Annotated in this window: 24 protein-coding genes and 1 pseudogene; 4 read left to right on the top strand and 21 right to left on the bottom strand. The window is 65.7% G+C overall.

Annotated features, from left to right (window positions below):
- Positions 1-14: 14 nt before the first annotated feature.
- The 11 genes from phnE (KYK29_RS09960) to phnG all read right to left on the bottom strand — a co-directional run bounded on the left by phnE (KYK29_RS09960) (position 15) and on the right by phnG (position 9,765).
- Positions 15-1,523: a phosphonate ABC transporter, permease protein PhnE gene (gene phnE, locus KYK29_RS09960; RefSeq protein ID WP_254690725.1), complete on the bottom strand. Its 1,509-nt coding sequence runs from the start codon at positions 1,521-1,523 to the stop codon at positions 15-17.
- Positions 1,524-1,532: 9 nt separating this feature from the next.
- Positions 1,533-2,495, bottom strand: coding sequence for a phosphonate ABC transporter, permease protein PhnE (gene phnE / locus KYK29_RS09955; protein ID WP_254690724.1), 963 nt, complete (start codon positions 2,493-2,495; stop codon positions 1,533-1,535).
- A gap of 74 nt (positions 2,496-2,569) precedes the next feature.
- Complete coding sequence (gene phnD, locus KYK29_RS09950) at positions 2,570-3,475, bottom strand: phosphonate ABC transporter substrate-binding protein (protein WP_254690723.1); 906 nt, start codon at positions 3,473-3,475, stop codon at positions 2,570-2,572.
- Positions 3,476-3,554: 79 nt separating this feature from the next.
- Positions 3,555-4,397, bottom strand: coding sequence for a phosphonate ABC transporter ATP-binding protein (gene phnC / locus KYK29_RS09945; protein WP_254690722.1), 843 nt, complete (start codon positions 4,395-4,397; stop codon positions 3,555-3,557).
- Between the two features lie 136 nt (positions 4,398-4,533).
- The gene (locus KYK29_RS09940; protein WP_254690721.1) at positions 4,534-5,148 is read right to left on the bottom strand and encodes a DapH/DapD/GlmU-related protein; all 615 of its coding nucleotides are present in this window, start codon (positions 5,146-5,148) and stop codon (positions 4,534-4,536) included.
- The gene (gene phnL / locus KYK29_RS09935; protein WP_254690720.1) at positions 5,145-5,852 is read right to left on the bottom strand and encodes a phosphonate C-P lyase system protein PhnL; all 708 of its coding nucleotides are present in this window, start codon (positions 5,850-5,852) and stop codon (positions 5,145-5,147) included. Before phnL ends, KYK29_RS09940 begins: the two co-directional genes overlap by 4 nt.
- 63 nt (positions 5,853-5,915) lie before the next feature.
- Positions 5,916-6,692, bottom strand: a complete 777-nt coding sequence (gene phnK / locus KYK29_RS09930) for a phosphonate C-P lyase system protein PhnK (protein ID WP_254690719.1) — start codon at positions 6,690-6,692, stop codon at positions 5,916-5,918.
- Complete coding sequence (locus KYK29_RS09925; protein ID WP_254690718.1) at positions 6,689-7,573, bottom strand: alpha-D-ribose 1-methylphosphonate 5-phosphate C-P-lyase PhnJ; 885 nt, start codon at positions 7,571-7,573, stop codon at positions 6,689-6,691. Before KYK29_RS09925 ends, phnK begins: the two co-directional genes overlap by 4 nt.
- Complete coding sequence (locus KYK29_RS09920) at positions 7,573-8,673, bottom strand: carbon-phosphorus lyase complex subunit (protein ID WP_254690717.1); 1,101 nt, start codon at positions 8,671-8,673, stop codon at positions 7,573-7,575. The genes KYK29_RS09925 and KYK29_RS09920 overlap by 1 nt, the downstream gene beginning before the upstream one ends.
- A 4-nt stretch (positions 8,674-8,677) precedes the next feature.
- On the bottom strand, positions 8,678-9,286 hold the full coding sequence (gene phnH, locus KYK29_RS09915; protein WP_254690716.1) for a phosphonate C-P lyase system protein PhnH: 609 nt from the start codon (positions 9,284-9,286) through the stop codon (positions 8,678-8,680).
- Positions 9,286-9,765 (bottom strand): phosphonate C-P lyase system protein PhnG, encoded by a 480-nt coding sequence (phnG, locus tag KYK29_RS09910; protein WP_254690715.1) that lies wholly within the window; start codon positions 9,763-9,765, stop codon positions 9,286-9,288. Before phnG ends, phnH begins: the two co-directional genes overlap by 1 nt.
- A 197-nt stretch (positions 9,766-9,962) precedes the next feature.
- On the opposite strand from phnG, the gene phnF reads away from it, so the two are divergent.
- Positions 9,963-10,691, top strand: coding sequence for a phosphonate metabolism transcriptional regulator PhnF (phnF, locus tag KYK29_RS09905; RefSeq protein ID WP_254690714.1), 729 nt, complete (start codon positions 9,963-9,965; stop codon positions 10,689-10,691).
- Between the two features lie 15 nt (positions 10,692-10,706).
- Here the strand turns inward: phnF and KYK29_RS09900 are convergent, their stop codons facing one another.
- The 5 genes from KYK29_RS09900 to ltnD all read right to left on the bottom strand — a co-directional run bounded on the left by KYK29_RS09900 (position 10,707) and on the right by ltnD (position 13,461).
- A complete protein-coding gene (locus KYK29_RS09900; RefSeq protein ID WP_254690713.1) occupies positions 10,707-11,021 on the bottom strand; it encodes a plasmid stabilization protein in 315 nt (104 codons plus the stop codon).
- Positions 11,022-11,153: 132 nt separating this feature from the next.
- Positions 11,154-11,369, bottom strand: coding sequence for a hypothetical protein (locus tag KYK29_RS09895; RefSeq protein WP_254690712.1), 216 nt, complete (start codon positions 11,367-11,369; stop codon positions 11,154-11,156).
- Positions 11,370-11,457: 88 nt separating this feature from the next.
- Positions 11,458-11,715 (bottom strand): hypothetical protein, encoded by a 258-nt coding sequence (locus KYK29_RS09890; protein WP_254690711.1) that lies wholly within the window; start codon positions 11,713-11,715, stop codon positions 11,458-11,460.
- 61 nt (positions 11,716-11,776) lie between these two features.
- Positions 11,777-12,544, bottom strand: a complete 768-nt coding sequence (otnI, locus tag KYK29_RS09885; protein ID WP_254690710.1) for a 2-oxo-tetronate isomerase — start codon at positions 12,542-12,544, stop codon at positions 11,777-11,779.
- A gap of 2 nt (positions 12,545-12,546) precedes the next feature.
- A complete protein-coding gene (ltnD, locus tag KYK29_RS09880; RefSeq protein ID WP_254690709.1) occupies positions 12,547-13,461 on the bottom strand; it encodes an L-threonate dehydrogenase in 915 nt (304 codons plus the stop codon).
- Positions 13,462-13,604: 143 nt separating this feature from the next.
- On the opposite strand from ltnD, the gene KYK29_RS09875 reads away from it, so the two are divergent.
- The 3 genes from KYK29_RS09875 to otnC are packed head-to-tail and all read left to right on the top strand — an operon-like array spanning position 13,605 to position 16,520.
- A complete protein-coding gene (locus KYK29_RS09875) occupies positions 13,605-14,600 on the top strand; it encodes a LacI family DNA-binding transcriptional regulator (protein ID WP_254690881.1) in 996 nt (331 codons plus the stop codon).
- 13 nt (positions 14,601-14,613) lie between these two features.
- Positions 14,614-15,879 (top strand): 3-oxo-tetronate kinase, encoded by a 1,266-nt coding sequence (gene otnK / locus KYK29_RS09870; protein ID WP_254690708.1) that lies wholly within the window; start codon positions 14,614-14,616, stop codon positions 15,877-15,879.
- Positions 15,876-16,520 carry a 3-oxo-tetronate 4-phosphate decarboxylase gene (otnC, locus tag KYK29_RS09865; protein ID WP_254690707.1) on the top strand — a complete coding sequence of 215 codons (645 nt, stop codon included), beginning with the start codon at positions 15,876-15,878 and terminating at the stop codon, positions 16,518-16,520. Before otnK ends, otnC begins: the two co-directional genes overlap by 4 nt.
- A gap of 4 nt (positions 16,521-16,524) precedes the next feature.
- Here the strand turns inward: otnC and KYK29_RS09860 are convergent, their stop codons facing one another.
- From KYK29_RS09860 to KYK29_RS09840, 5 genes and pseudogenes are all read right to left on the bottom strand, one after another.
- On the bottom strand, positions 16,525-16,830 hold the full coding sequence (locus KYK29_RS09860; RefSeq protein ID WP_254690706.1) for a DUF6074 family protein: 306 nt from the start codon (positions 16,828-16,830) through the stop codon (positions 16,525-16,527).
- Positions 16,831-16,917: 87 nt separating this feature from the next.
- Positions 16,918-18,318 (bottom strand): annotated as a pseudogene (locus KYK29_RS09855) (NAD(P)-dependent oxidoreductase); the annotation flags it as partial.
- A 162-nt stretch (positions 18,319-18,480) separates the two neighbouring features.
- Positions 18,481-21,654: an error-prone DNA polymerase gene (locus tag KYK29_RS09850; protein ID WP_437437246.1), complete on the bottom strand. Its 3,174-nt coding sequence runs from the start codon at positions 21,652-21,654 to the stop codon at positions 18,481-18,483.
- Positions 21,651-23,171 (bottom strand): Y-family DNA polymerase, encoded by a 1,521-nt coding sequence (locus KYK29_RS09845; protein WP_254690704.1) that lies wholly within the window; start codon positions 23,169-23,171, stop codon positions 21,651-21,653. The genes KYK29_RS09850 and KYK29_RS09845 overlap by 4 nt, the downstream gene beginning before the upstream one ends.
- Positions 23,086-23,847, bottom strand: a complete 762-nt coding sequence (locus KYK29_RS09840) for an ImuA family protein (protein ID WP_254690703.1) — start codon at positions 23,845-23,847, stop codon at positions 23,086-23,088. Before KYK29_RS09840 ends, KYK29_RS09845 begins: the two co-directional genes overlap by 86 nt.
- Positions 23,848-23,951 lie beyond the last annotated feature (104 nt).

The following is a 23,951-nucleotide window of genomic DNA, read 5'->3' as shown; positions in this document are numbered from 1 at the left end:
GTTCTCTCCTGCCATCATCGCGCCGGCCTTCCCATGAGCCGCGAGCGCAACCTATTGGAAAGGCCGTCGAAGATGAAGACCACGACGAGGATGAGCAGCACCATATAGGCGACATTCTCCCAATCCGAGTTGGTGCGCATCGCCTCCCACAGCTTCAGGCCGATGCCGCCGGCGCCGACCGCCCCGATAATCGTCGCCGAGCGGGTGTTGGACTCCCAGAAATAGAGTGCCTGGGAAGCGAAAACCGGCAGGACCTGCGGCAGCACGCCGTAACGCTGCACCGCGGCGGGCGCGGCCCCAACCGATTTCACACCCTCGCGCTGCTTGTCGTCGATATTCTCCAGCGCCTCGGAATAGAGCTTGCCCAGCGTTCCGGTGTCCGTGAAAAAGATCGCGGAAATGCCGGCAAGCGGCCCCGGACCGAAGGCGCGGGTGAAGAACAGCGCCCAGATCAGCATATCGACGGAGCGCAAGAAATCGAACAGCCGCTTGCTGAGCTGGTTCGACAGCCAGTTGCGGGTGATGTTGCGCGCGGCGAGGAACGACAGCGGAAACGCCGCAAGCATCGCAAAGAGCGTGCCGACGAAGGCCATGACGATGGTTTGCAGCAGCTTGGTCCAGACGTCGAGATGCTGCCATTCCGCGTTGTAGAGGATATTGTCCCAGGCGAGCGACAGATTGGACCGCGCCGGATCGATCCGCTCGCCGGAAAGGACCAGCGAGGCGACCTCTCCCATCGGCCTGCCATGGAACGGCGAATTGATATCGAACAGGAAATTCGCCCAGCCGAAAAACCGCCTGCGAACCGTCACCCCGTCGGTATCGATATCGCCCCGGCCGGAAAAACCGAAGGAGAAGGTGATCTTCTCGCCCGGAGCCTTCTGGGCCGCCCAGCCGGGAAGCGCCCCCTCGACTAAAACCCCTTTCTCCTGATCGAGACGGACGGCGAGCCGCTCCCCGCCATGTTCGACCATCACCCGCTCGGGCCACACATCGATGACACCTGCGGAACCGATGCGGATACGGGCGTGGGTCACGACCTCCTCCTCCGTGCGGACCTCCGTTTGGCCGGAGACGACGGGCTCCGCTCCGCCGGTCGCCGCACCGGGCGCCATGAAGCTGCTTGCCGCCGACGGCTGCGCCGGAGCGGGGACGGCCACGGCCTGCGCCACCGGCTTCACGCGCATCATCATCGCCCGCTCGACATCCACCCAGTCGGGCGAAGCGTCCGGCCCGAGCGGCGAGGAGCGAGGATAGGAAAGCTCCATCGCCCCGTCCGGCGCGATCCTGACGCTCGGGCGGACCTCGTAGGACACCCAGTCCGCCAGATAGGTGCCGGCAATGCCCCAGTTGGCGGAGCCGAGCACCTGGCCGATGGCGAAGAACCACCAGCAATAGACCACATAGAGCAGCACGCCGGCAGCCAGCAGCACGACGCGGAAGCGATGGCGGAAGGGGCTCTTGATGAGGCCGGCGTGGCGGTCGGCGATATCCTGCATGCGGGCGGGGGCGATGACGGTCATATCGTGCTCCTACTGGGCCAGCCGGAAGGCCTGATCACCGACCAGGCGGCGGCGCAACCAGGCGGAAAACTGGTCGACAGCGATAATGGTGGCGAGCAGCAGAAGAACGATGGCGAGCGTCTTGGCCTCGTGCCGCTGCCCGATGGAAAGCCTGAGCAGTTCGCCAATGCCGCCGCCGCCGACCGCGCCGATGATGGTCGAGGCCCGGACATTGATTTCCAGCCGCAGGAGAAAATAGCTGACGAAGTTCGGCAGGACCTGCGGCACGAAGCCGAACCACACGCGTTCGGTCCAGTTCGCGCCGACTGCGCGAAGCCCCTCCTCCGCCTTCATGTCGGCATTCTCGACGACCTCGAAGAACAGTTTCCCGAGCGCGCCCACCGTGTGGATCGATACGGCGATGACCGCCGGCAGCGGCCCGAGCGACAGGATGGCCAGGAAGAAACCCGCCAGAACCACCTCGGGGAAGGCACGCAGGATTTCCATCACCCGGCACGAAAATCCGCGCATGAGGCGGTTCGACATCGTATTGCGGGCGGCAAGGAAGCAGAGCACGAACCCCAGAGCCCCGCCGATGATGGTGGAGAAAAGCGCGATATTCAGCGTCTCCAGCATCTTGTGGAAATATTCCGGCACATAGAGGCTGTCGGTCAGATAGAGGCGGCCCTCTGGATAATTATACTTGAAGCTGCCGTCGTCATAGGGCGAGGCGAGATCGAACAGCGCCCGGATGACCTCCATGCCGTCACGCGGCGCGAGATCGCCGACAAAATCGAAGACATGCGGCAGCCGGTCGAAGAACTTGCCGGCATTGGTTTCGTTGGCAAACCACAGGGAACCCGACAGCGCCAGCGCGAGGACGGCGAAGCCGAGCCAGGAATAGAGCCGGCGGCGAGCGTTCAGTTCCTGCCAGTGGCGCTCGATAAGCGCTCCCTTCTCGCTGAAACCGTGTTGGAACAGGCTCGTGGCCATAGGCGATATCCGATCCGCTGGAAACAGGATGCGCCGGCCGGATACCGGCCGGCGCAAGAAGAATGAGACGAAGCTCAGCCGCCGATCGTCGCCTTGCGGGCGTCGATGATCGGCTTGTAGAAATCCGTGTCGACTTCGACGAAGCCCGTGAAATCGCCACCCATCACCGCGGAGAAGCAGGCCTGGTCCTTCTTCGGCAGATCGAGCATGAACTGCTTGAACTTGACCTTCAGCGCGTCGTCCATGGACGTGCGCACGACGATCGGACCGTTCGGGATCAGCGGCGACTTCCAGATCTCGACGAGATCGTCCATGTCGACGATGCCCTTCTCGACCATCTTGTGCAGGTTTCCGGACGTATAACCGTCCTTCCAGGCGCCAACGCCCGAACCGAAGGTCGTGCCGGCGTCGAAGGTGCCCTTCAGCACTTCCAGAACCAGATTCTCATGGCCGCCGCCGAAACCGGTTTCAGCGAAATATCCCTTGACCGGGCCGCCGATCGCGTCGGGCAGGGTGACGAGCGGAACGAGGTAACCGGACGTCGAATCCGGATCGGCGAAACCGAGTTTCTTGCCCTTGAGATCCGCAATCCCGGTGATCCCGGAATCCTTGCGGGCGACCATGATGGAATAATAGCCGGTCGAACCGTCCGTCTGGATCGTCGTCAGGATGGGCTCGACGGCATCGGCCTTGGCGAGATAGATCTTGGCGAAGCCGGATGCGCCAAGTTCGGCATAATCGAGCGTGCCGCCGAGCAGGCCCTGGATAACGCCGTCATAATCGGCGGCCGGGAAGAAGGAGACCTTCTCGAAGCCGAATTCGGCCTTCAGCTGATCGCCGAGGCACTGGTAGTTGCGCAGGCGGTCGGCTTCGTTCTCGCCGCCGATGATGCCGACGCGGAATTCCTTGAGGTCTTCGGCCTGGACGGGACCGGCAAGCGCGGCAAGCGCGACGGTGCCGAGAAGAATATTCTTCAGCATGGGTCTTTCTCCTGTTTGACCGGCCGCGCCGGACCGGAATGGTATCGACCCTTCACGCGGGCCCCTCGATCCCGGCGGCTCAGAGGCCGGCCAGTGCCAGCGGTTTGGGGCCGGCGGATTCCTTGATCTTCGCCACCGCCGGGCGGATGGCGGTGGAGGTGATGCTTTCGTCGATCCCCGCGCCGTCTTCTGTGGCGCCGTAGATCATGCGCACCGCCTCGGCGTTAAGCGCCTGTGCCGGCCCGTCGAAAACGACGCGACCGGCAGCCATGCCGATCACCCGCTCGCAATAGGCGCGCGCGGTATCGAGCGTATGGAGATTGGTGATGACGGTGATGCCCTCGCGCTCGTTGATGTCGCGAAGCGCATCCATGACGATGCGGGCATTGAGCGGATCGAGCGAGGCGATCGGCTCGTCGGCCAGCAGCATCTTCGGCCCCTGCATCAGCGCCCTGGCGATCGCCACGCGCTGCTGCTGGCCGCCGGAAAGCGTTCCGGCGGGCTGCAACGCCGTCTGCTCGATACCGAGCCGCTCGAGCGCGGCGATCGCCATGATGCGCTCCTCGCGGGTGAAGAGATTGAGGATGCTGAGCGCCGTCGGGCGATGGTTGAGCCTTCCGAGCAGCACATTGGTCAGAACGTCGAGGCGAGGCACGAGGTTGAACTGCTGGAAGATCATGGCGCAGTCGCGCTGCCAGTTGCGCAGGGCGCCGCCCCGCAGCGCCGACACCTCGAGATCATTGAAACGGATCGATCCCTCGCTGACATCGCACAGGCGATTGATCATACGCAACAGCGTGGATTTTCCCGCCCCCGAACGACCGATGACCCCGACCATCTGGCCTTGGGGGATATCGACGGTCACACCGTCCACCGCGAGGCGGTTGCCGAAACGGCGGGTGACATTGTCCAGTCGAAACATGGCGGAACCCTCTTTTGCGGAGATCGGTATCGTCATCTGCCGATCGGCTCTAAACCCGGTTGATGAAGGGGCAGTGTCATTTTCGTGTCGGGATGGTTACAGCCCACAGGGCCGGCTTGCGGGACGCAAGGCCCCCTCAACCGCCGTGGCGCTCAAGAAAGGCCTCGGCATCGAGGGCGCGGAAATCCGCAAGCGCCGCGCGCAGCCGGGCGTGGTCCCAGTTCCACCAGGCAAGCCTGTCCATGCGCTCGGCGATCGCGCGGGAAAAGCGCTCGCGGATGGGTCGGGCGGCGACGCCGCCGACGATCGTGTAGGGTTCGACATCCCTGGTGACGACGGCCCCCGAACCAATCACCGCGCCATTGCCGACGCGCACGCCCGGCAGGATGGTCGCGCCATGGCCGATCCAAACATCATGGCCGATGACGACCCGATGCCGGCGGCGCCAGGCGAAGAATTCCTCCTCGCGATCCGCATCCGCCCAGTAATCGGCGGCGCGATAGGTGAAATGATGCAGCGTCGCCCGCCATACCGGATGGTTCGTGGCGTTGATGCGCACCGACGAGGCGATATTGGCGAACCGGCCGATGGTGGCGCACCAGACGGAGCCGTCCTCCATGATATAGGAATAGTCGCCAAGCTCGGTCTCGCTGATGCGGCAACGCTCGGAAACCTCGGTATAGCGGCCGAGCGTGCAATCGACGATATTCGCCGTCGGATGGATCAGCGGCGTTTCGGACAATCTTGTCATGCGGCGGCCTTTCGTGGCGAGAAGGCGGAAACGTCAACGATATGATCGGCGACCCTTTCACGGACGTCCTCGTCATGGAAAATGCCGAGAAGGGCGACGCCGGCCGCCTTCTTCTCCGCGATCATGCCGACCACGACGGCCCGGTTCTTCGCGTCGAGCGAGGCGGTCGGCTCGTCGAGCAGCAGGATGCGGTGATCGGTGATGAAGCCGCGTGCGATATTGACGCGTTGCTGCTCGCCGCCGGAGAAGGTGGCGGGCGGCAGCTGCCACAGTTCGCGCGGCAGGTTGAGACGCGCCAGCATCTCTTGCGCCCTCGCCCCCGCCTCGGCCGCGTCGATCCCGCGGGCGGTCAGGGGCTCGGCGACCACGTCGACAGCCGCCACCCGCGGCACGGTGCGCAGGAACTGGCTGACATAGCCGAGCGTGACGCGACGGACCGCAAGGACGGTGCGCGGATCGGCGGCTGCAAGATCGACGAGCCTGCCGTCATGATCGATGAGGATCTGGCCGCTGTCGACGCCATAATTGCCGTAGACCATCTTCAGCAGCGAACTCTTGCCGATGCCGGAGGGTCCCCCCAGCACGAGGCATTCGCCGGCCTTCACCGAGAAAGCGACATTCGACATCACCGGCAGGCGGACACCGCCGCGAAGATGCATGGTGAAGCTTTTCGCCACTTCGGAAACAACGAGCGGAGTAGCCATGTCATTTTTCCCTTTCGATGCATGGTCTGGTCCGAAAGCTGGCCCGCTGCGGAGCCTGTGCCTTCACACCTGGAGAATCGAGGAGACGAGGAGCTGGGTATAGGCTTCGCGGGGATCGTCGAGCACGCGGTCGGTCAGCCCCTGTTCGATGACGACGCCATCCTTCATCACCATCATCCGGTGGGAAAGAAGCCGCGCCACGGCGAGGTCGTGCGTGACGATCAGCGCCGACAGGCCCAGATCCTGAACGAGACCGCGCAGGAGATCGAGCAGGCGCGCCTGCACCGACACGTCGAGACCGCCGGTCGGCTCGTCCATGAAGACGAGACGCGGCGCGGTGACGAGGTTACGGGCGATCTGCAGGCGCTGGCGCATGCCGCCGGAGAAGTCGCGCGGCTGGTCGTCGATGCGATCGATCCCGATCTCGACGCGGCCGAGCCAGTTGCCCGCCGTCGCGCGGATATTTCCGTAATGCCGCTCACCGACCGCCATCAGCCGCTCGCCGACATTGGCGCCGGCCGAAACGGCCATGCGCAGGCCATCGGCCGGGTTCTGATGGACGAAACCCCAGTCGGTACGCATCAGGAAGCGGCGTTCGGCCTCGCTCATGCGGGAGAGGTTGCACAATTTTCCGTCCCGCATGCGATAGTCGACAGATCCGGAGCTTGGCGACAGGCGGGTGGCAAGGCAGTTGAGCAACGTCGTCTTGCCGGAACCGGATTCGCCGACGATCGCCAGAACCTCGCCCGGCCAGAGATCGAAGGAGACATTGCGGCAGCCGATCCGCGCGCCGTAGAATTTCGAGATGTCGCGAACCTTCAGGAGGGGCGCATCGGTCATCGGACGATCTCCCCGTCATAAGCAAGAGAACCGCGATGGCCGCTCGCACAGCGTTGCTCGCAATGATCGGTGTCGGAGCAGACGAACATGCGCCCGCCTTTGTCATCGAGCACCACTTCGTCGAGGTAGACATTCTCTGCGCCGCAAAGAGCGCATGGATTCTCGAAGGATTGAATTTCGAAGGGATGGTCCTCGAAATCGAGGCTGACGACCTCGGTATGGGGCGGCACGGCATAGATGCGTTTCTCGCGCCCCGCGCCGAAGAGCTGGAGCGCCTCGGACCTGTGCATCTTCGGATTGTCGAATTTCGGCGTCGGCGACGGGTCCATCACATAGCGGCCCTCGACCTTCACCGGATAGGCATAGGTCGTGGCGATATGGCCGTTCCTGGCGATATCCTCATAGAGCTTGACATGCATCAGGCCGTATTCTTCCAATGCGTGCATCTTGCGCGTTTCGGTCTCGCGCGGTTCGAGGAAGCGCAGCGGCTCGGGGATCGGCACCTGATAGACCAGCGTCTGGCCGGGCTTCAGCTTTTCCTCGGGGATGCGATGGCGTGTCTGGATGATCGTCGCCTCCCCCGTCCTCGTCGTCACCGCCACACTGGCGACCTTCTGGAAGAAAGCGCGGATGGACACGGCGTTGGTGGTGTCGTCCGCCCCCTGGTCGATGACCTTCAGCACATCGTCGGGACCGAGGATTGCCGCCGTCACCTGCACGCCGCCGGTGCCCCAGCCGTAGGGCATGGGCATTTCACGGGAGGCGAAGGGCACCTGGTAGCCGGGAATGGCGATCGCCTTCAGGATCGCCCGGCGGATCATGCGCTTGGTCTGTTCGTCGAGATAGGCGAAATTGTAGGTCGCAAGGTTTGCCGTGTTCATCACTCAGCCGCCTCCGGGAGATCGGTATTCTGTGCGGCCTCATAGTCGCGCCGCATGCGCCGCACGAGATCGAGTTCGGCCTGGAAATCCACGTAATGCGGGAGCTTCAGATGCTCGACGAAGCCGGTCGCCTGCACATTGTCCGAATGGGAGATGACGAATTCCTCGTCTTGCGCCGGAGCGACGACATCCTCGCCGAACTCTTCCGCGCGCAGCGCCCGGTCGACCAGCGACATGGCCATGGCCTTGCGTTCGCCCTGTCCGAAGACGAGACCGTAGCCGCGGGTGAACTGCGGCGGGGTCTTCGCCGAACCCTTGAACTGGTTGACCATCTGGCACTCGGTGACCTGTATGCGGCCGAGCGGGACGGCAAAGCCGAGTTCCGGCAACTCCAGCTCGACCTCCACCATGCCGATGCGGATCTCGCCGACGAAGGGATGGCTGCGGGCGTAACCGCGCTGGGTGGAATAGCCGAGCGCCAGCAGGAAGCCCTCATCGCCCCGGGCGAGCGCCTGCAAGCGCAGATCCCGCGGCATCGGGAATTCCAGCGGCTCGCGCGTCAGGTCGCCCGCGACATGGCCCTCCGGCAAGCCGCCATCCTCCTCGACGAGCCCCTCGCCTGCGAGAATGTCGGACACCCGCATGAGCGGCTCGCCGGTATCCTCGCGTTCCGGCAGCGCTTCCACGGCTTCATCGCCGAGCAGCGACGGATCGAGCAGGCGATGCGTGTAATCGAAGGTCGGCCCGAGCAGCTGGCCACCCGGCAGATCCTTGTAGGTCGCCGATACGCGGCGCTCGACAAGCATCGCACCCGTATCGATCGGCCTGGAATACCCGAAGCGCGGCAGCGTCGTGCGATAGGCGCGCAGGATGAAGATCGCCTCGATCAGGTCTCCGCGCGCCTGCCTGATGGCCAGCGCCGCGAGCGAGCGGTCATAAAGCGAGGCTTCCGCCATCACCCGGTCGACGGCGAGGCCGAGCTGGGCGACGATCTGTCCGATACCGATAGCCGGCAGCGCACGGTCGCCACGGCGGCGGTCGGCCAGAAGACGGTGGGCGTTTGCGATGGCGGCTTCACCGCCCTTGACGGCAACATACATCGGCTCAGGCCTCCAACGGATGAACAACGGTGGTGCGCGGCAGACAGGCGATTTCCTCGCCGGCGGTCAGCACCAGATCGACACCGCAGGGAAAGGCCCGCCGGTTCTCGCTCCACATCTGCGCAAAGAGGTCGGGCAGGCCGCGCGGCGCAACGATCGCCTCGTCACGAATGCCGGGACCGGTAAGGCGGAAAGGACGGCCACCCTCGACGGCCTCGATCTCGACCACGATCGTCGTCGAGCGGTCGGGATAATCCTGGGTTCCCTGCGCGAACAGCGAAAGGCTCGGCAGCAGCGCCGCTTTCTCGATGAAGGCGAAGCGGGCGGTCTGGCGATCGTCCGTCACCGGGGCCCCCGCATGAAAGGCGAGCCAGGCCGGCAGCGCGGAACCGGCGAGGCCCGGCGTCAGCCAGACGGGCGTATCCTGATCGCAAAGCATCAGCGCCACCGCCCCGGCCATCGCCCCGAGCGGCGGCGGCGGGAGAACGGCCGGCGCGATGCGGCCGATCGTTCCCGGTCGCGCCATACAGTCCATGAGCGTGCGGAAAACCGACTGCGACTGGAAAACCGGTTCCCTGAAACCGCCGGTGAAGACAAGCGTATCGATCGTCATCAATCCTCTCCCCGCACCATGGTGAAGAAATCGACCCGCGTGGCGGCCGTCTGTCGGGCCTGCGCCTCATCCTCGCGCCGGAGGCGCGCCGCGACCACGTCGAGCAGACGTTCGACGTCCGCCCTGTGGGCGGGCTGCTGGAAGAGCCCGTCGAATATGGCCGCCAGCCGAACCGTCTCGCGATCGCCGCCGAGCGCATGGGCATGGCCGATCGTGCCGTCTTCGAGGCGGATGCTGGCGCGGCTGACGGTCGCTTCGCCAAGATTGAAGGCGGCACCGCCGCCGCCGATGCGGCCGCGCACCATCACGAGGCCGGTTTCCGGCCCGCGGACCATCCGGGCGGCAGGCTTGCCGGCAAGGCCGTTCCATGCCGCCTCGAGTTCCGCCCGGCTGGCCACGGCCAGCAAACCCATGGCCCGGCGGCGAACGTCGTCCCCGGTATCGTCCCGGCGATCGCCGGCCTTGCCTGTCGATGTCATGGCGTACTCCTGGAGCATTTCCAGCCGAAGCGATCTCGCTTCGACGTCGGATAATGCGGTAAGAACAATATATTAGAGCAATCCCGGCGAGCCGGATTTCACCGCAATTGCCCTAGATGTCTATTAATCTAGACAACCGAACATGTGGGCATTATTATGCCTTCAGCATTACAAGCATGTGACGGACGGGGAATGGCATGATGGAACGGCAGGCCGGCGTGGCGCTCTGGCGGCAGATCGCCGACCGCATGCGCCTTGCGATCAATAACGGGGACTTCGACGAAACCGGAATGATGCCGCCGGAGACCGTCCTTGCGGCGCGTTTCGGGGTCAATCGACACACGGTGCGCAGCGCGCTTGCCTCGCTTGCCGAAGAGGATATCGTCCAGCCCATGCAGGGGATCGGCACGCGGATCCTGCGAAGCCGGCACCTGCGCTTTCCGATCGGCCGGCGTACGCGCCTTTCGCAGGGTCTCGGGGCGCAGGCGCGCGAACTGGAAGGTCTGCTTCTGGAGGCGGCCTGCGAAGCCGCGCCGCAGGCGGTCACCGATGCCCTCACCCTCGCACCGGGTACGGCCTGCGTTCGGCTGGAAACCGTTCATAGCGCCGATGGCCGGCCGGTCTCGCGCTCGACCAGCTTCTTTCCGGCGTCCCGTTTTGCGGGGATCGACGCCGCCTATCGCCGCAGCGGCTCCATCACCGCCGCGCTCCGGGCTTTCGGCGTCTCCGACTATCTGCGCAAATCAACGGAAATTTCCGCCGTTCATGCCGAGGGCGACGACATGCAGAGGCTTCGTCTTTCGCCGGGAGCGATCGTCCTTACCGCGACGGCCGTCAACACCGATCTCGCCGATGTGCCGGTTCAATATGCCCGGACCCGCTTTCCGGCCGACCGCATCAAGCTGACTGTCGAGCCGGAGAGCTGACAGCGGGGCGGGGCGTCAGCTCTGCGCTTTTTCGGCGTTGCGCTTTCGCGTCGCGGCAGCCTTCTTCGCGGAGGCGGAGCGCTCCGCGGCAGACCTTGCCGCACTGGCCGCGCCGCCCTTGCGCCCGCCCTTCCGGGCTGCGGCATGGGTATCCGGCTTGCCCCGGCCGGAACCCGATTTGTTGCCGCCGCCGCTGTCCTTGTTGACGGTCGCCCAGGCCCGGCGCTCCGCCTCATCTTCCGGCACACCGCGTTCCTCGTAGCCCTCCGCGATATGCTCCGCCTTGCGTTTCTGCTTGTCCGTATAGGCTGATTTATCACCACGGGGCATGATCTCGTTTCCTCCGTTGCTAAAGCATTTCCGGCCGAAGCGAGATCGCTTCGGCGTCGGATAATGCGGTCAAAACAATAGACGAGAGAAAATCCATTTCACCGGAATTGCTCTCGTCGCGGCCCGGCGGCATCACCGCAGCCAGATTGCGATATCCGAGGGCTGGCGGGAACGGCCGGAGCGGGATTTCAGATCGAGCCTTTCCCATGCGAACAGCTGCGCCGCCGCGCGCGCCGCGTCGCGGTTCTCATAAAGATCAGGCAGTACGTAGTCTTTCCCGCTGTAGGAAAGCAGGGCCCGGCGGCTGAGGCAGTCGAAGTGAAGCTGAATGGCGTTACGGGTTTCCATGGCGTCCTCCACGCAATCGGGAATCAACGGAGAAGATGGCAAAGGGTTCCCATCCGGCCACCGGATTGCCCGTTTGCGATAAAACGCCTCAAGGCATGGTTTCTTCCACGGGGGCCGTCTGCGGCGGCGAGAGGTCGCCGGCCCCCTCCTCGGGCGCCATCGCATTGCCCCACCATTCCAGAACGGCCCAGACCAGCATCACCAGCACGAGGCTGACGAGAAGAATTTTCAGGACCGGCATGCCGAGAAAGCCTTGCCTCGTCTCGCGGGCGCTATAGTCCTTGCGAGCGGGATCATGGCTGCGGCTGAGAGGAGCGCCGCGTTCGTCCTGTTCATGAGTCATCATGCACCTCCATGTTCGATCCATGGAGGACAACCGTCAGGCTGCGGGAAGGTTCCGGAACAGATCAGTGCCGTGGCATCCAGCCGAGCCCATCTACGGTGCGTCCCTTCGGCCGGTATTCGCAGCCGACGAAACCGTCATAGCCGAGAGCATCCAGTTCCGCGAATATCCGGTCGTCGTCCAGTTCGCCGGTGCCCGGCTCATGCCGGTCCGGCACCGAGGCGATCTGAACGTGGCCAATAACCGGCATCATCGCCCGCAGCGCCATGATCACGTCGCCATGCATGATTTGCCGGTGATAGATATCGAACTGCAACCGGACATGCGGCCGGTTCAGGTCGCGCAGAAAAGAGAGCGCATCCTCGAAATCACCGAGAAAATAGCCCGGCATGTCGCGTGCGTTGATCGGCTCGATTACCAGGCCGATACCGGCCTTCTCCGTTTCGCCGGCCGCAAAGGCGAGCGCCTCCGCATAACGGCGGCGCGCACCGGGATCGGCGGCACTGGCAAGCCCGGCCATCATATGCAACAGCGGCGTGCCGATGACGCCGGCATAGTCCACCGCCTTCAGCACGCAGGCGCGGAACTCCGCCTCGCGACCGGCAAGGGCCGCAAGGCCCCGCTCGCCCTGCGCCCAGTCGCCGGGCGGCATGTTGAAGAGCGCCTGACGCAGCCCCGCCGCACGCAATCGCTCCGCCACCGCCTCCGCCGGATGGTCGTAAGGGAAGAGATATTCCACCGCCTCGAAGCCGGCATCGGCCGCCGCCTGGAAACGGTCGAGGAACGCATGTTCGGTAAACATCATCGAGAGATTGGCGGCAAAGCGCGGCATGCCTAGTCCTCCCCTGTCGCGCCGGGCAGATCGAGGCCGGCGATGCGCGCCAGCAACCGGGCCACGGAACTGTCGTCATCACGTCCCATGCCGGCCGCCTCGGTCATCAAAAAGAGTTGCAGCGCGGCACTGGCGATCGGCAGCGGAAATTTCTGCGCGCGGCCGATATCGGAAACGATGCCGAGATCCTTGGTGAAGATCGAGACGGCGCTGCGCGGCGCATAGTCGCCTGAAAGCACATGGGGAATGCGGTTTTCGAACATCCAGCTGTTGCCGGCCGAGCGGGTGATCACGTCGAACACCCGGGATATGTCGAGGTCGAGGCTCTTTGCGAAGGTTATCGCCTCGCAGGCGGCGGCGATATGCACGCCCGCCAGAAGCTGATTGACGATCTTGAAGGAGGAGCCCACACCCGGCTGGTCACCAAGTTCGTAGACGGTTCCCGCCATCGCGTCGAGAGCGGGACGCGCCCTGGCGAAGGCTTCCGGCGCACCCGACGCCATGAAGGTCAGCTCGCCGCTCGCCGCCTTGACCGCACCGCCGGAAATCGGCCCATCGAGGAAAAGCAGCCCCCGTTCCGCGGCGCGATGCGCAAAGTCGCGCGCTTCGGCGGGCGCGATGGTGGCGCAGGCCACGATGACGGATCCCGGTTGCATGACGTCGGCAATGCCGTCGGGGCCGAAGAGCACGTTTTCCGTCTGCGCCGCATTGACCACGACGATCACGGCGATATCGGCGGCCCGGGCGGCTTCCGCCGGGTTCGCCGCCGCTGCACCGCCGGCCTTGGCCAATCCGTCGAGAGCTGCGGGATCGACATCGAAGCCTGTGACGCCATGGCCTGCGGCAAGAAGCGACCGGGCCATGCCCAGCCCCATGGAGCCAAGTCCGATCACGGCAACTGCATTCCTGTCGGCCATCACCGTCCCCCGTTTTTCGGTCGATTCCAATCGCGCATCTTGCGCCTCGATATTTCCTATTGGAGGGCCTAGCCACGATCAAGAGAAATATGTTAGCGCTGAGATAAATTGTAACCGGACAGGTGGGGAGACAGCAATTGCAGATGGGAAATCCGACGCTCACGGATGTGGCCCGCCTTGCCGGCGTCAGCGAGAACACCGTCTCCCGCGTCGTTCGCGACAAGGGGCCGATCGCTGAAAAAACGCGCCGGCGGGTCATGGACGCGATCGAGCAGCTCGGCTACGTACCGAACCGCGCCGCCGGATCGCTCGCCTCCGCGTCCTCCCCCATCATCGCGGTCCTGCTGCCCTCGCTTTCGAACATCGTGTTTCCGGATGTGCTGCGGGGCATTCATGCCGGCCTTGCCGGCACGGCCTATCAGGCGATGGTGGGCGTAACGGACTACGACCCAGAAAAGGAACAGGCGTTGCTCGCCTCCCTCCTCGCCTGGCGTCCGGCAGCCGTGATAACCACCGGTTTCGACCATACGCCGGAAAGCCGGAAGATGCTCATGGACGACCGCCTGCGGGTCGCCGAACTCATGGATATCGATGGCCAGCCGATCGACATCGCGGTCGGCCTTTCTCATCACGGCGCAGGACGGGCGACCGCCCGCCACCTGCTCGCGCGCGGCTATCGGCGCATCGCCTATGTCGGGCACGACTGGAGCACCGACCGGCGCGCGCGCCGACGCTACGAGGGGATCGTCGCCGGACTGTCGGAAGCGGGCCTGTCGCTCACCGCCAAGTGCCGCCATGACGGACCGAGTTCGACTTTGGCTGGGCGGCGCGCATTGGCCCGGCTCCTGAGCGACAACATCGCCGTCGACGCCGTCATCTTCTCCAACGACGACATGGCGGTCGGCGGCGCCATGCATTGCCTCGCCGAAGGGATCCGCGTGCCGGAACGGCTTGCGCTGTTCGGCTTCAACGGTCTGGAGATCGGCGAAGCGCTGCCCCAGCCGCTGTCCACGATCCGTTCCAACCGCTTCCTGATCGGCCGGAAAGCGGTGGAAACGCTGCTGGAAACACGCAAGCGGCCCGACGAACCGCTGATCATCGATACCGGCTTCGACATCGTCGAAGGCGCAACCGCCTGAAGGAGAACGATCCATGCTTCTGGGAGCCATAGCCGACGATCTCACCGGCGCGACCGATCTCGCGCTCACCCTTTCTCGCGAAGGAATGCGCACGGTGCAGGTGGTGGGCGTTCCGCCGGAAGGTTTCACGGCCGGGGACGCGGAGGCCGTCGTCGTCGCCCTGAAATCACGCACCATTGCGCCGCAGGAGGCCGTTTCGCTCTCGCTTGCCGCGCTTGAACGCCTGCGGGCGGCGGGAGCCCGGCAGATCGTCTTCAAATATTGCTCGACCTTCGATTCCACCGAAAAGGGCAATATCGGTCCCGTGACGGACGCGCTGGCCGATACGCTCGGCACGCAGATCACCATCGTCTGCCCGTCCTTTCCGGCGAATGGACGCACCGTCTATCACGGCCATCTCTTCGTCGGCGACGACCTGCTTTCAGAAAGTCCGATGAAGGATCATCCCCTGACCCCGATGCGCGATTCCAGCCTCCTGCGGCTGATGCAGGCCCAATCGCACCGGCGTGTCGGGCTGATCCGGCGCGAGATCGTGGCCGCCGGCCCGCAAGAGGTGCATGCTGCGCTGGAGGACGCCCGGCTTGCCGGAAACGGCATCGTGGTGATCGACGCCATTTGCGACGAGGACCTGCGGACGATCGGCGCGGCAGTGGCGGACCTCCCCCTTGTGACCGGCGGCTCCGGCATCGCGCTCGGCCTACCGGCGAATTTCCGCCGGCAGGGGCTTCTCGCTCCGCCGGCCACCGCAAAGGCCTTCGGCGCCCTCGCAGGCCGCGCGGTTGTGCTCTCCGGCTCCTGTTCGAAGATGACGCGCGAACAGATCCGCACCGCGGTTCACGCCGGCATGCCGGCGCTGAAGATCGATCCGCTCCAGCTTGCCGGCGGCGACCTCACGCCGCAGGCGGCGGTCGAATGGGCGATCGCGACGAAAGACGCCATTCCCCTTCTCTATTCCAGCGCCGATCCCGCGGAGGTGCAGAAGGCGCAGAACGCGCTCGGCCGGGAACGGGCGGGCGCACTTGTCGAGGCCTTCCTCGCCGAGGTGGCGACAGCCCTGCGCGCGCAAGGGTTTTCCCGCTTCCTCGTGGCCGGCGGCGAGACATCGGGCGCGGTGGTCGAAGCGCTCCGCGTACCCGCGCTCTTCATCGGCCCCGAGATCGATCCCGGCGTCCCCTGGACCCTCGGCATCGGCATGGACCAACCGATCGCGCTCGCCTTGAAATCCGGAAATTTCGGCGGCGCCGACTTTTTTCTCAAAGCCTGGGACCTGTTGAAATGACTGCCATCCTCTCCGAAGAAACCCGTCTTCGCGACGAGATCGCCGACGTCGGGAAATCCCTGTTCGACCGTCTTTTCACGTTCGGTTCGACCGGCAATATCAGCGCGCGGCTGTCCAGCGGAGAATTGCTGATGACGCCGACCAACGCCTCGCTCGGCAATCTCGATCCGGCGCGGCTGTCGAAATTTTCAGCAGACGGCGTGCATATCGGGGGCGACAGGCCGACCAAGGAGGCCTTCCTGCATCAATGCATGTATTGCGCACGCGGCGCGGCGGGCGCGGTGGTGCACCTGCACTCCACCCACGCCGTCGCCGTCAGCATCATCGACGGGCTCGACCCGGACGATCTCCTGCCGCCGCTGACCGCCTATTATGTGATGCGCGTCGGGCGGTTGCCGCTCGTGCCCTATTATCCGCCGGGCGACGCGGCGCTGGCGGAAGCCGTCGCGCAACAGGCGCGCGACAGCCATGCGGTGCTGCTCGCCAACCACGGCCCGGTGGTCGCCGGAGCGAGCCTCAGGGAGGCCCAATATGCGACGGAGGAGCTGGAGGAAACGGCCAAACTCTATCTGATGCTGCGCGGCGAGCGGATACGGCCGCTGACGGCGGATCAGAAGACGGCGCTTCTCCCGCGCGCCTGAGGCCTCATGCGCCCTCGGCCGCCGGCTGGCCGCGCCCGGCCAGTTCCCGCTGCACCTCGTCCTGAAAGGAGAAGACGGCGGCGCGCAAATCCGCGTCGCTGCTGCCGAGCCTGCGCAGTTCCTCGGCGAGTTCGCGGCAAACGCGTATCCAGTAGAGGCGCGCTTCCTCGCCGTGCAACGCATCGAGTTCGTGCGCGCAGCGTCGTACATGGGCGATGCGGCGATCGACCGGGAAGGGAACGACCGGGTTTACGCCAGCGGCGGAGCTGTGTGTGGAACGGCGGCGTTGGGCCGAGGCATGGGATGACATCGATTCGGGCTTCCTGTTCGTCTTCCCATGATTAGGAAGCCCATGGTTAACGCGGGGTTTCCATGAGATGCGAAAGGATAGCCGCCTTCAGCCGTCCTGAGCCGGCCCGTCGAGCCCCAGTTCCTCGACCAATGTGCGATGGCGCAGCAGGCTGCGCGCGAGATAGGCCACTTCCTGCGCTGCCGCCGCCTGTTCGCGGCCGTGGTGGCTGGCGGACGACAGCGTATCGAGGATACCGGCGATTTCCTTGGTCAGGCGGTGAAGCTCGGTGAAGCGCTTGTCGGCAAGGCTGGCAGCCAGCCGCGATGCCGTCAGCCGGCCGATACCGCGCGGGGTCGTGGCCCCGGCATCCGTGTATCCTTGCGGCAGGTCGCCCTTCACGTTGAAAGCCCGCCGGTGCCGGATCAGTTCTTCAATCTGGTCGATGGCCTGACAGGCGCCGGCCACGCGCGACGGGTGGTCCGTATCCGCCGCCGCATGGGGCAGCAGTTCCAGACGACCGAGATAGCGTTCGGCAAGCGGGATATAGGGCGTCAACGGTCCGCTGAGCGCACCGCTTGCTGCATCCTTGAAAAGATCGGCATCAATGGCGGCATGGCGCAGGCGGCCGGAGGCGAGCGCCCGGTCGAGGGCCTGCGTATCCACCACCTCGCCCCGGTCGTAATTCACCAGAACCGCTCCGGGGCGCAGCGCCGAAAGCACCGTTTCGCCGACGATCCCCGCATTGGCGTAACGTCCCGTCCCGGTATCCTGCCGACCAAGACCGACATGGACGGACAACACATCCGCACCGGCAGCCGCCGCCTCCGGCGTCTCGGCATAGAAAAAGCCTTCCGCTTCGATCCAGGGGCGATGGGGCGGCCGGGCATGGACCGTGACCGACATGCCGAAGGCCCGGGCGAGCCGCGCCACCTCGCGGCCGATGTTGCCATAGCCGAGCACGGCGAAACGGCGTCCTTCGAGCTTGGCCGCCGGATAGTCCTTCAGGTCGCGGCCGGTGTCGAAATCGCCGGCGACGACGCGCCGGTGCAATTCTTCGACCGGCAGTTCGGGCAGGACCTTCAGCACGGCTTTCAGCACCATCTGCGCCGTCGCGCGGCTGTTCACCCCCGGCGTATTCATCAGTACCGCGCCGCCGCCTTCGCCATTGCCGCCGCCCCAGGATACCGACCCCATATTGCCGGTGCCGGCCCCGATCCGCACACCGGCAAGCGGGAACACCGCATCCCGGGGGATAACGGTCGCCGCAGCGATCACCGCGTCGTAGCGGCCGTCGCCCGCGGCCTTCAGGATATCCGCCTCGGTGCCGAGATGCGGCTGGTAGAAGAAATGGATCCGGCCCTTTTCCAGCGCCTGCCCTTCGAAGGCGGCTTCGTGGAACGCACCGCCACGCGCTTCGACATGCGCCCGCACCTCGCTATGATCCGGCGCGCCATCCGCCCCCAAGCGCAGGCCCACGAGATCGACGATGAGCACCCGCCAGGCGCGTTCTCCTTCAAGCCCCTCGTCGTTCGACGCGATTTGCCGATCCTGCATCTGGCCCTCCTTCCCGACTGCCGCCTCCGTAAGCCAGTTTTCCGGACGGGGCAACGGAGATCGACTCATGATCGCGCGGCCAAAGGGCAAGAGCAATGCCCGACCGGCCATCCATCAATGAAAATCACGGGTGCGCAGGGTCAGCGTTCCGGCCGGGTCCTCGGAGAGGTTTTCGTCCGCCTGCCCGCGCCGCCCCACACTTGCCAGTTCCGTGCCGAGGTCCGTCAGATGCCGTACGACGATATGCACCACCTCGCCCTCACGCTGGACACGGCCTTTCACACCGAGCATCGGCGCCCCCAGAACGAGGGGGCGATAGGCAAGGAAGACCTTTCGCCAGAGCACGAGGTTGGCGATGCCGGTCTCGTCCTCGATCGTCACGAAGACGACGCCCCGGGCCGAGCCCGGGCGCTGGCGCACCAGCACGACTCCCGCCGTTTCCACCGCCTGTCCGTCACGCAGGCCCGTCGCGTCGGCGCAGGAGAGAACGCCGCGCCGGGCAAGCCCGGCGCGCAGGAAATGCACGGGATGGTCCCGCAGCGTCAGGCCGACATGGCCATAGTCCTGCACGACCTCTCCGCCCGCCGCCATCGGGCGGAGCGCCACCGCCGGCTCGTTCAGTTCCGCCATCGCTTCTCCTGCCTGTGCCGCCGCCGCGAAAAGCGGCAGCGGCTCGTCACGCAGCGCCCGGATCGTCCAGATCGCCTCGCGGCGGGCAAGCCCGAAGGACGGGAGAAAGACGTCCGCCTCGGCAAGCTTCACCAGCGTCGCGGCCGGCAGGTCCGAGCGCCGCCAGAGATCGTCGACGGAAGCGAAAGGCTCCTCCTCGCGCGCCAGAACGAGCCGGCTCGCCTCCTTCGCATTCAGCCCCCTGACCAGCCGCAGGCCGAGCCGCACGGCAAAATGTCCCGCTTCATCCGCCGGCTCCAGCGTGCAATCCCACCGGCTGGCATTGACGCAGACCGGCCGCACCTCCACGCCATGCTCGCGCGCATCGCGAACGATCTGTGCCGGCGCATAGAAACCCATCGGCTGCGAATTGAGCAGCGCGGCGCAGAAGACCTCCGGATGATGGCATTTCACCCAGGCGGACGCATAGGCGACAAGGGCGAAACTATAGGCGTGGCTTTCCGGGAAACCGTAGGAACCGAAGCCTTCGAGCTGGCGGCACATACGCTCGGCGAAATCCTTCGCGTAGCCGTTCGCAACCATGCCGTCGATCAGTTCCTGCCGGAATTTATCGACCCCGCCCGTCTGCTTGAAGGTCGCCATGGCGCGGCGCAACTGATCCGCCCGGCCGGGCGTGAACCTGGCGCATTCGATCGCCACCTGCATGGCCTGTTCCTGGAACAGCGGCACGCCGAACGTTCTTTTCAGCACCTTTTCGAATTCCGGTTTCGGATAGTCCACCGTCTCCAGCCCCTGTCGCCGCCGGAGATAGGGATGCACCATGTCTCCCTGGATCGGGCCGGGCCTGACGATCGCCACCTGGATGACGAGATCGTAGAATTCCCGCGGCTTCAGGCGCGGCAGCATGGACATCTGCGCGCGGCTCTCGATCTGGAAGGTGCCGAGCGTGTCGGCCTTTGAAATCATCGCATAGGTGGGTTCGTCTTCCTTCGGGATGGTGGAGAGCGTCCGTATCTCATTCTTATGTTCCGCAAGCAGCGCGAAGGCGCGGCGCATGCAGGAGAGCATGCCGAGGGCCAGAACATCGACCTTCATGAAATTCAGGGATTCGATATCGTCCTTGTCCCATTCGATCACCTGCCGCTGGTCCATCGCGGCAGGCTCCACGGGCACGAGATCGTCCAGCCGGTCGCGCGTCAGCACGAAGCCGCCCGGATGCTGCGAAAGATGACGCGGCGCATCGAGAAGCTGCCGCGCCAGTTCGAAAAGCAATCGCACCCGGCGATCGTCCACATTGAGGCCGAGGCCCCTGACGTGGGAAACCGGAATTTCCCGCGACCATCCCCAGACCTGCGACGACAGGACCTTCAGCACGTCTTCCGGCATGCCGAGCGCCCGCCCGACATCCCGCATCGCGCCGCGCGAACGATAGCGGATGACGGTGGCGCAGAGGGCCGCACGATCCCGCCCGTAGGTCTCGTAGATCCACTGGATCACCTCCTCGCGCCGCTCATGCTCGAAATCCACGTCGATGTCGGGCGGCTCGCCGCGCTGCTCGGAGACGAAGCGCTCGAACAAAAGCCCGTTCTCGGTCGGCGGCACGGCGGTGATGCCGAGCACATAACAGACGGCGCTATTGGCTGCCGAACCCCGGCCCTGACAGAGGATATCGACGGAGCGGGCATGACGCACGATGGCGTTGACCGTGAGGAAATAGGGCGCGTAATCCATCTTCGCGATCAGCGCCAGTTCCTTGACGAGCTTGGCCCGCACCATCTCCGGAACCCCTTCCGGATAGCACTCCGCCGCACCTTCCCAGGTATATTTCTCCAGCGCCGCCTGCGGCGTCAGCGTCCTATGCAGCCGCTCCTCGGGATATTGGTACTTCAGTTCATCGAGCGAAAACCGGCAGCGCCCGGCCAGTTCCAGCGTGCGGGCGAGCGCCTCCGGATAACGGGAGAACAGCCGGTGCATTTCCTCCGGCGGCTTCAGGTAGCGATCGGCATGGCGCTCACGCAGGAAACCGGCCTCATCAATGACGACATTGTGCCGGATGCAGGTGACGACATCCTGCAACAGCCGACGGTCCGGCTCGTGGTACAGCACGTCATTGGTGACCACGGTCGCAACGCCGTGGGACGCGGCAAGCTCCGACAGTTGCCACAGCCGCATCTGGTCGTTCGGCCGACGCCGCAGCGTCAGCGCCAGATAACAGCGGTCGCGGAAGACGCCCCGCATCCGGCGCAGATGGAAATCCGTCGTCTCGTCCGCCTCATCGGGCAGCAGGACGGCCAGAAGCCCTTCGTTCCACTCTGCGACATCCTCCCAGCCCAGGCGGCATTTGCCCTTGCCCGCCCGCATCTTGCCGATGGAAAGCAGCCGGCAGAGCCGGCCGTAAGCCGCCCGGTCGGATGGATAGACGAGCAGCGACAGGCCGCAGGCCAGATCGAGCCGGCAGCCGATGACGAGACGGACTTTCGCCTCCTTCGCCGCCCGGTGGGCCTGCACGATACCGGCAAGACTGTTGCGATCGGCGATGCCGAGCGTCTCGATCCCGAGTTCCTTCGCACGCCGGAACAGTTCCGCGGGGCTGCTTGCCCCGCGCAGGAAGGAGAAATGAGACGTCACCTGCAATTCGGCATAACGGACGGTCATCAGAATATTCCATGCAGGAACCAGCGTCCAAGACCGCCGCTCACCGCCTTCTCGTCACCGGAACGGAAGAGCCAGAAGCGCTCACCCGCTTCATCCTCGACGTGGAAATAATCGCGCACGGCGGCGCGCTCCGCATCCCGCTTCCACCATTCGCCGAAGATACGCTCCGGCCCGTCCGCCCGCCTGACGATCCGCCGCCGGCCGCGCCAGGTGAAGGACGCCGGCGGATGGTCCGGCAGAAGCGCCATGACCGTGATTTCCTCTGGTCGCGCAAGCAGCCGCGCCGGGCGCGGCCAGCGGCTGTCCCAGGTCGCGCCGTCGTCCGGCGCAAGGGGCGGCACACGCCGGACGGAACGTTCCGGTACGTCGCTTTCGACCGGCGCCATGCGATAGAGGCGTCGTCCTCCGATCCGGTTGGCGATCAGGTCGACCAGTCCGCCGAGATCGGCGTCCTCCATCTCGCCCGGCAGGCAGGTCGCCTGCCGCAAGACGAGCGGTTCGGCCCGGCTTGCGGTGAGGCTCATGACCTCGATGCCGAAGCCGGGATCGACCGTTTCGATCCGGTCGCACAAGAGGCGGACAAGACGCTTCTCATCCCGTTCGGCGCGGGCTGTGCCGATACGGATCGCCTGTAACGTATTGTCGACCCGATAAAACAGCAGGTCGGCTCGGCGCAGGCCGAGCCCCCGGCTTTCAAGCGCGCGGCACAGGTCGCAGACGAGCTTTTGCGTATAGCGGGCGATCGTCTCCGCCGCGCCGATCGGCTCGCCGAACGCCCGGCGCACCGTCACCAGTTCCGGATCGCGGAACGGATCGACCGGTTCGGCGACGCGGCCTTCCAGCTGATCCAGCCGGCAGCCGAGGAGGGGACCGAAGCGCAGCACCAGCGGCGCGCGCGGCGCAAGACGCAGCGCGCCGATCCTGCTGAAGCCGAGAAGCCGCAAGGCCCCTGCCGCTTCCGGCTCCAGCCGGAGCCCGGCGACCGGGAGCGGATCTGCCGCCGCGCCGCCATCGCCCGGTGACGCGGCGAAAACGGGATCCGCATGGAAACGGGCGAGCGCGTGGGCCGCACCCCAGCTATCGGCGATGGCCGCGCGCGCGGCGATGCCGGACGCCTCCAGCCGGTTGACGAGGCCGGACAGCATATGCTTCTCGCCGCCGTGCAGGTGATCCGCGCCGGTCGTGTCGATCACCAGACCGTCCGGGGGATCGGGCGCGACGATCGGCGCATAATGCTGAAGGACCCAGAGCGCCAGCCGCTCCAGCGCCGCCGCATCGGCAGCCGGGGCCGCCGGCATGGTCGAAAGATCCGGCACCAGCGCATGGGCCTTGGCGAGCGGCATGCCGACCCGCACGCCGGCGGCTTCGGCCGCCCGGCTCGCCGCCGTCACGACGCGCCGCGCGCCATCACGCCCGACGAGCGCCAGCCTTGTCTCAGGCGGAGGCGCGGAAGTGCCGAGCGCCCGCCGCAACCGATCGATCGGCCAGCCGGGGAGAAAAAGCGATACGACCCTCGGCATCGGATGCCTCCACTTCGAATTCCGCGGCCTCGCCCGCCCGGCACCGGACCAGTTCCAGCCGCCAGCGCGCGCGCCCGAGGCCAGGAACGGGCAGCGCTGCGGACGGCAGCATCGAGACCCGCCAGCGCGTGAGAGCGGCGGAAGGCTGGCCATAGGGATCGACGCCACTGCGAGAATGCGGCAGCCGCAACGCCAGCCCCAGCGTTCCGCCGGTCTCCGCCGCCAGTTGCAGGCGTCGCGAGGCGGCCATCGGCAGGCGGGAGACCTCCGCCACCACCGCTCCCAGCCCGCCATGGCGCAGGCCCTCCTCGAAGCAGGCGAGCAGGTTCTTCTCGTCTTCCGCCTCCACATAGAGGACCCGCCCCGGCGGCAGTCCCGCCTGGGCCAGCGCCGGCGCGAAAAGATCCGGCCGCCTCAGGCACCACAGGACCTTTCCGCGCGTGCGCGCAGCGATACCGGCGACAAAAAGCGTGGCCGCCGCTCCGTCGTCCATCCGCGTGGCGGCTCCCGCGACCTCATGCAAAGCCGCCAGCGCAAGACCGCCCTCCGGCAGCCGCGCATCGATTTCCGGCACCTCGAACGGTAGCACCCCCCGCCCCCGCAACGCCCGGCCGTCGAGCCGCCGGATACGGTCGCGCAGATCGGCCACGACGGCATTGACGGCGGCGGCGGGCATGGGGCAGCATCTCCTGGTCAGGTCAATTGTTCTCTTTTTGTTCTTAAAGCCATCAAGAGTCAATCGCCTCGCCACGAGGGGCCGATCACAGTTTGAAACGGCCG

This window comes from Shinella daejeonensis, from assembly GCF_024281235.1.
GTDB lineage: Bacteria > Pseudomonadota > Alphaproteobacteria > Rhizobiales > Rhizobiaceae > Shinella > Shinella daejeonensis.
Note: the sequence above shows the minus strand (reverse complement) of the source record. Positions and strands in the feature narration are given on the sequence as shown.

Bases quoted from the DNA above. Each gene is read 5' to 3' on its own strand.
- otnI (WP_254690710.1), bottom strand. From the start codon at position 12,544: ATGCCGCGCTTTGCCGCCAATCTCTCGATGATGTTTACCGAACATGCG.
- phnL (WP_254690720.1), bottom strand. From the start codon at position 5,852: ATGGCTACTCCGCTCGTTGTTTCCGAAGTGGCGAAAAGCTTCACCATG.
- KYK29_RS09845 (WP_254690704.1), bottom strand. From the start codon at position 23,171: ATGCCGAGGGTCGTATCGCTTTTTCTCCCCGGCTGGCCGATCGATCGG.
- phnH (WP_254690716.1), bottom strand. From the start codon at position 9,286: ATGACGATCGATACGCTTGTCTTCACCGGCGGTTTCAGGGAACCGGTT.
- ltnD (WP_254690709.1), bottom strand. From the start codon at position 13,461: ATGGCCGACAGGAATGCAGTTGCCGTGATCGGACTTGGCTCCATGGGG.
- otnK (WP_254690708.1), top strand. From the start codon at position 14,614: ATGCTTCTGGGAGCCATAGCCGACGATCTCACCGGCGCGACCGATCTC.
- phnC (WP_254690722.1), bottom strand. From the start codon at position 4,397: ATGTTTCGACTGGACAATGTCACCCGCCGTTTCGGCAACCGCCTCGCG.
- phnE (WP_254690725.1), bottom strand. From the start codon at position 1,523: ATGACCGTCATCGCCCCCGCCCGCATGCAGGATATCGCCGACCGCCAC.
- phnE (WP_254690724.1), bottom strand. From the start codon at position 2,495: ATGGCCACGAGCCTGTTCCAACACGGTTTCAGCGAGAAGGGAGCGCTT.
- phnF (WP_254690714.1), top strand. From the start codon at position 9,963: ATGATGGAACGGCAGGCCGGCGTGGCGCTCTGGCGGCAGATCGCCGAC.
- phnG (WP_254690715.1), bottom strand. From the start codon at position 9,765: ATGACATCGACAGGCAAGGCCGGCGATCGCCGGGACGATACCGGGGAC.
- KYK29_RS09860 (WP_254690706.1), bottom strand. From the start codon at position 16,830: ATGTCATCCCATGCCTCGGCCCAACGCCGCCGTTCCACACACAGCTCC.
- otnC (WP_254690707.1), top strand. From the start codon at position 15,876: ATGACTGCCATCCTCTCCGAAGAAACCCGTCTTCGCGACGAGATCGCC.
- phnK (WP_254690719.1), bottom strand. From the start codon at position 6,692: ATGACCGATGCGCCCCTCCTGAAGGTTCGCGACATCTCGAAATTCTAC.
- phnD (WP_254690723.1), bottom strand. From the start codon at position 3,475: ATGCTGAAGAATATTCTTCTCGGCACCGTCGCGCTTGCCGCGCTTGCC.
- KYK29_RS09920 (WP_254690717.1), bottom strand. From the start codon at position 8,673: ATGTATGTTGCCGTCAAGGGCGGTGAAGCCGCCATCGCAAACGCCCAC.
- KYK29_RS09900 (WP_254690713.1), bottom strand. From the start codon at position 11,021: ATGCCCCGTGGTGATAAATCAGCCTATACGGACAAGCAGAAACGCAAG.
- KYK29_RS09940 (WP_254690721.1), bottom strand. From the start codon at position 5,148: ATGACAAGATTGTCCGAAACGCCGCTGATCCATCCGACGGCGAATATC.
- KYK29_RS09895 (WP_254690712.1), bottom strand. From the start codon at position 11,369: ATGGAAACCCGTAACGCCATTCAGCTTCACTTCGACTGCCTCAGCCGC.
- KYK29_RS09925 (WP_254690718.1), bottom strand. From the start codon at position 7,573: ATGAACACGGCAAACCTTGCGACCTACAATTTCGCCTATCTCGACGAA.
- KYK29_RS09890 (WP_254690711.1), bottom strand. From the start codon at position 11,715: ATGATGACTCATGAACAGGACGAACGCGGCGCTCCTCTCAGCCGCAGC.
- KYK29_RS09840 (WP_254690703.1), bottom strand. From the start codon at position 23,847: ATGCCCGCCGCCGCCGTCAATGCCGTCGTGGCCGATCTGCGCGACCGT.
- KYK29_RS09875 (WP_254690881.1), top strand. From the start codon at position 13,605: ATGGGAAATCCGACGCTCACGGATGTGGCCCGCCTTGCCGGCGTCAGC.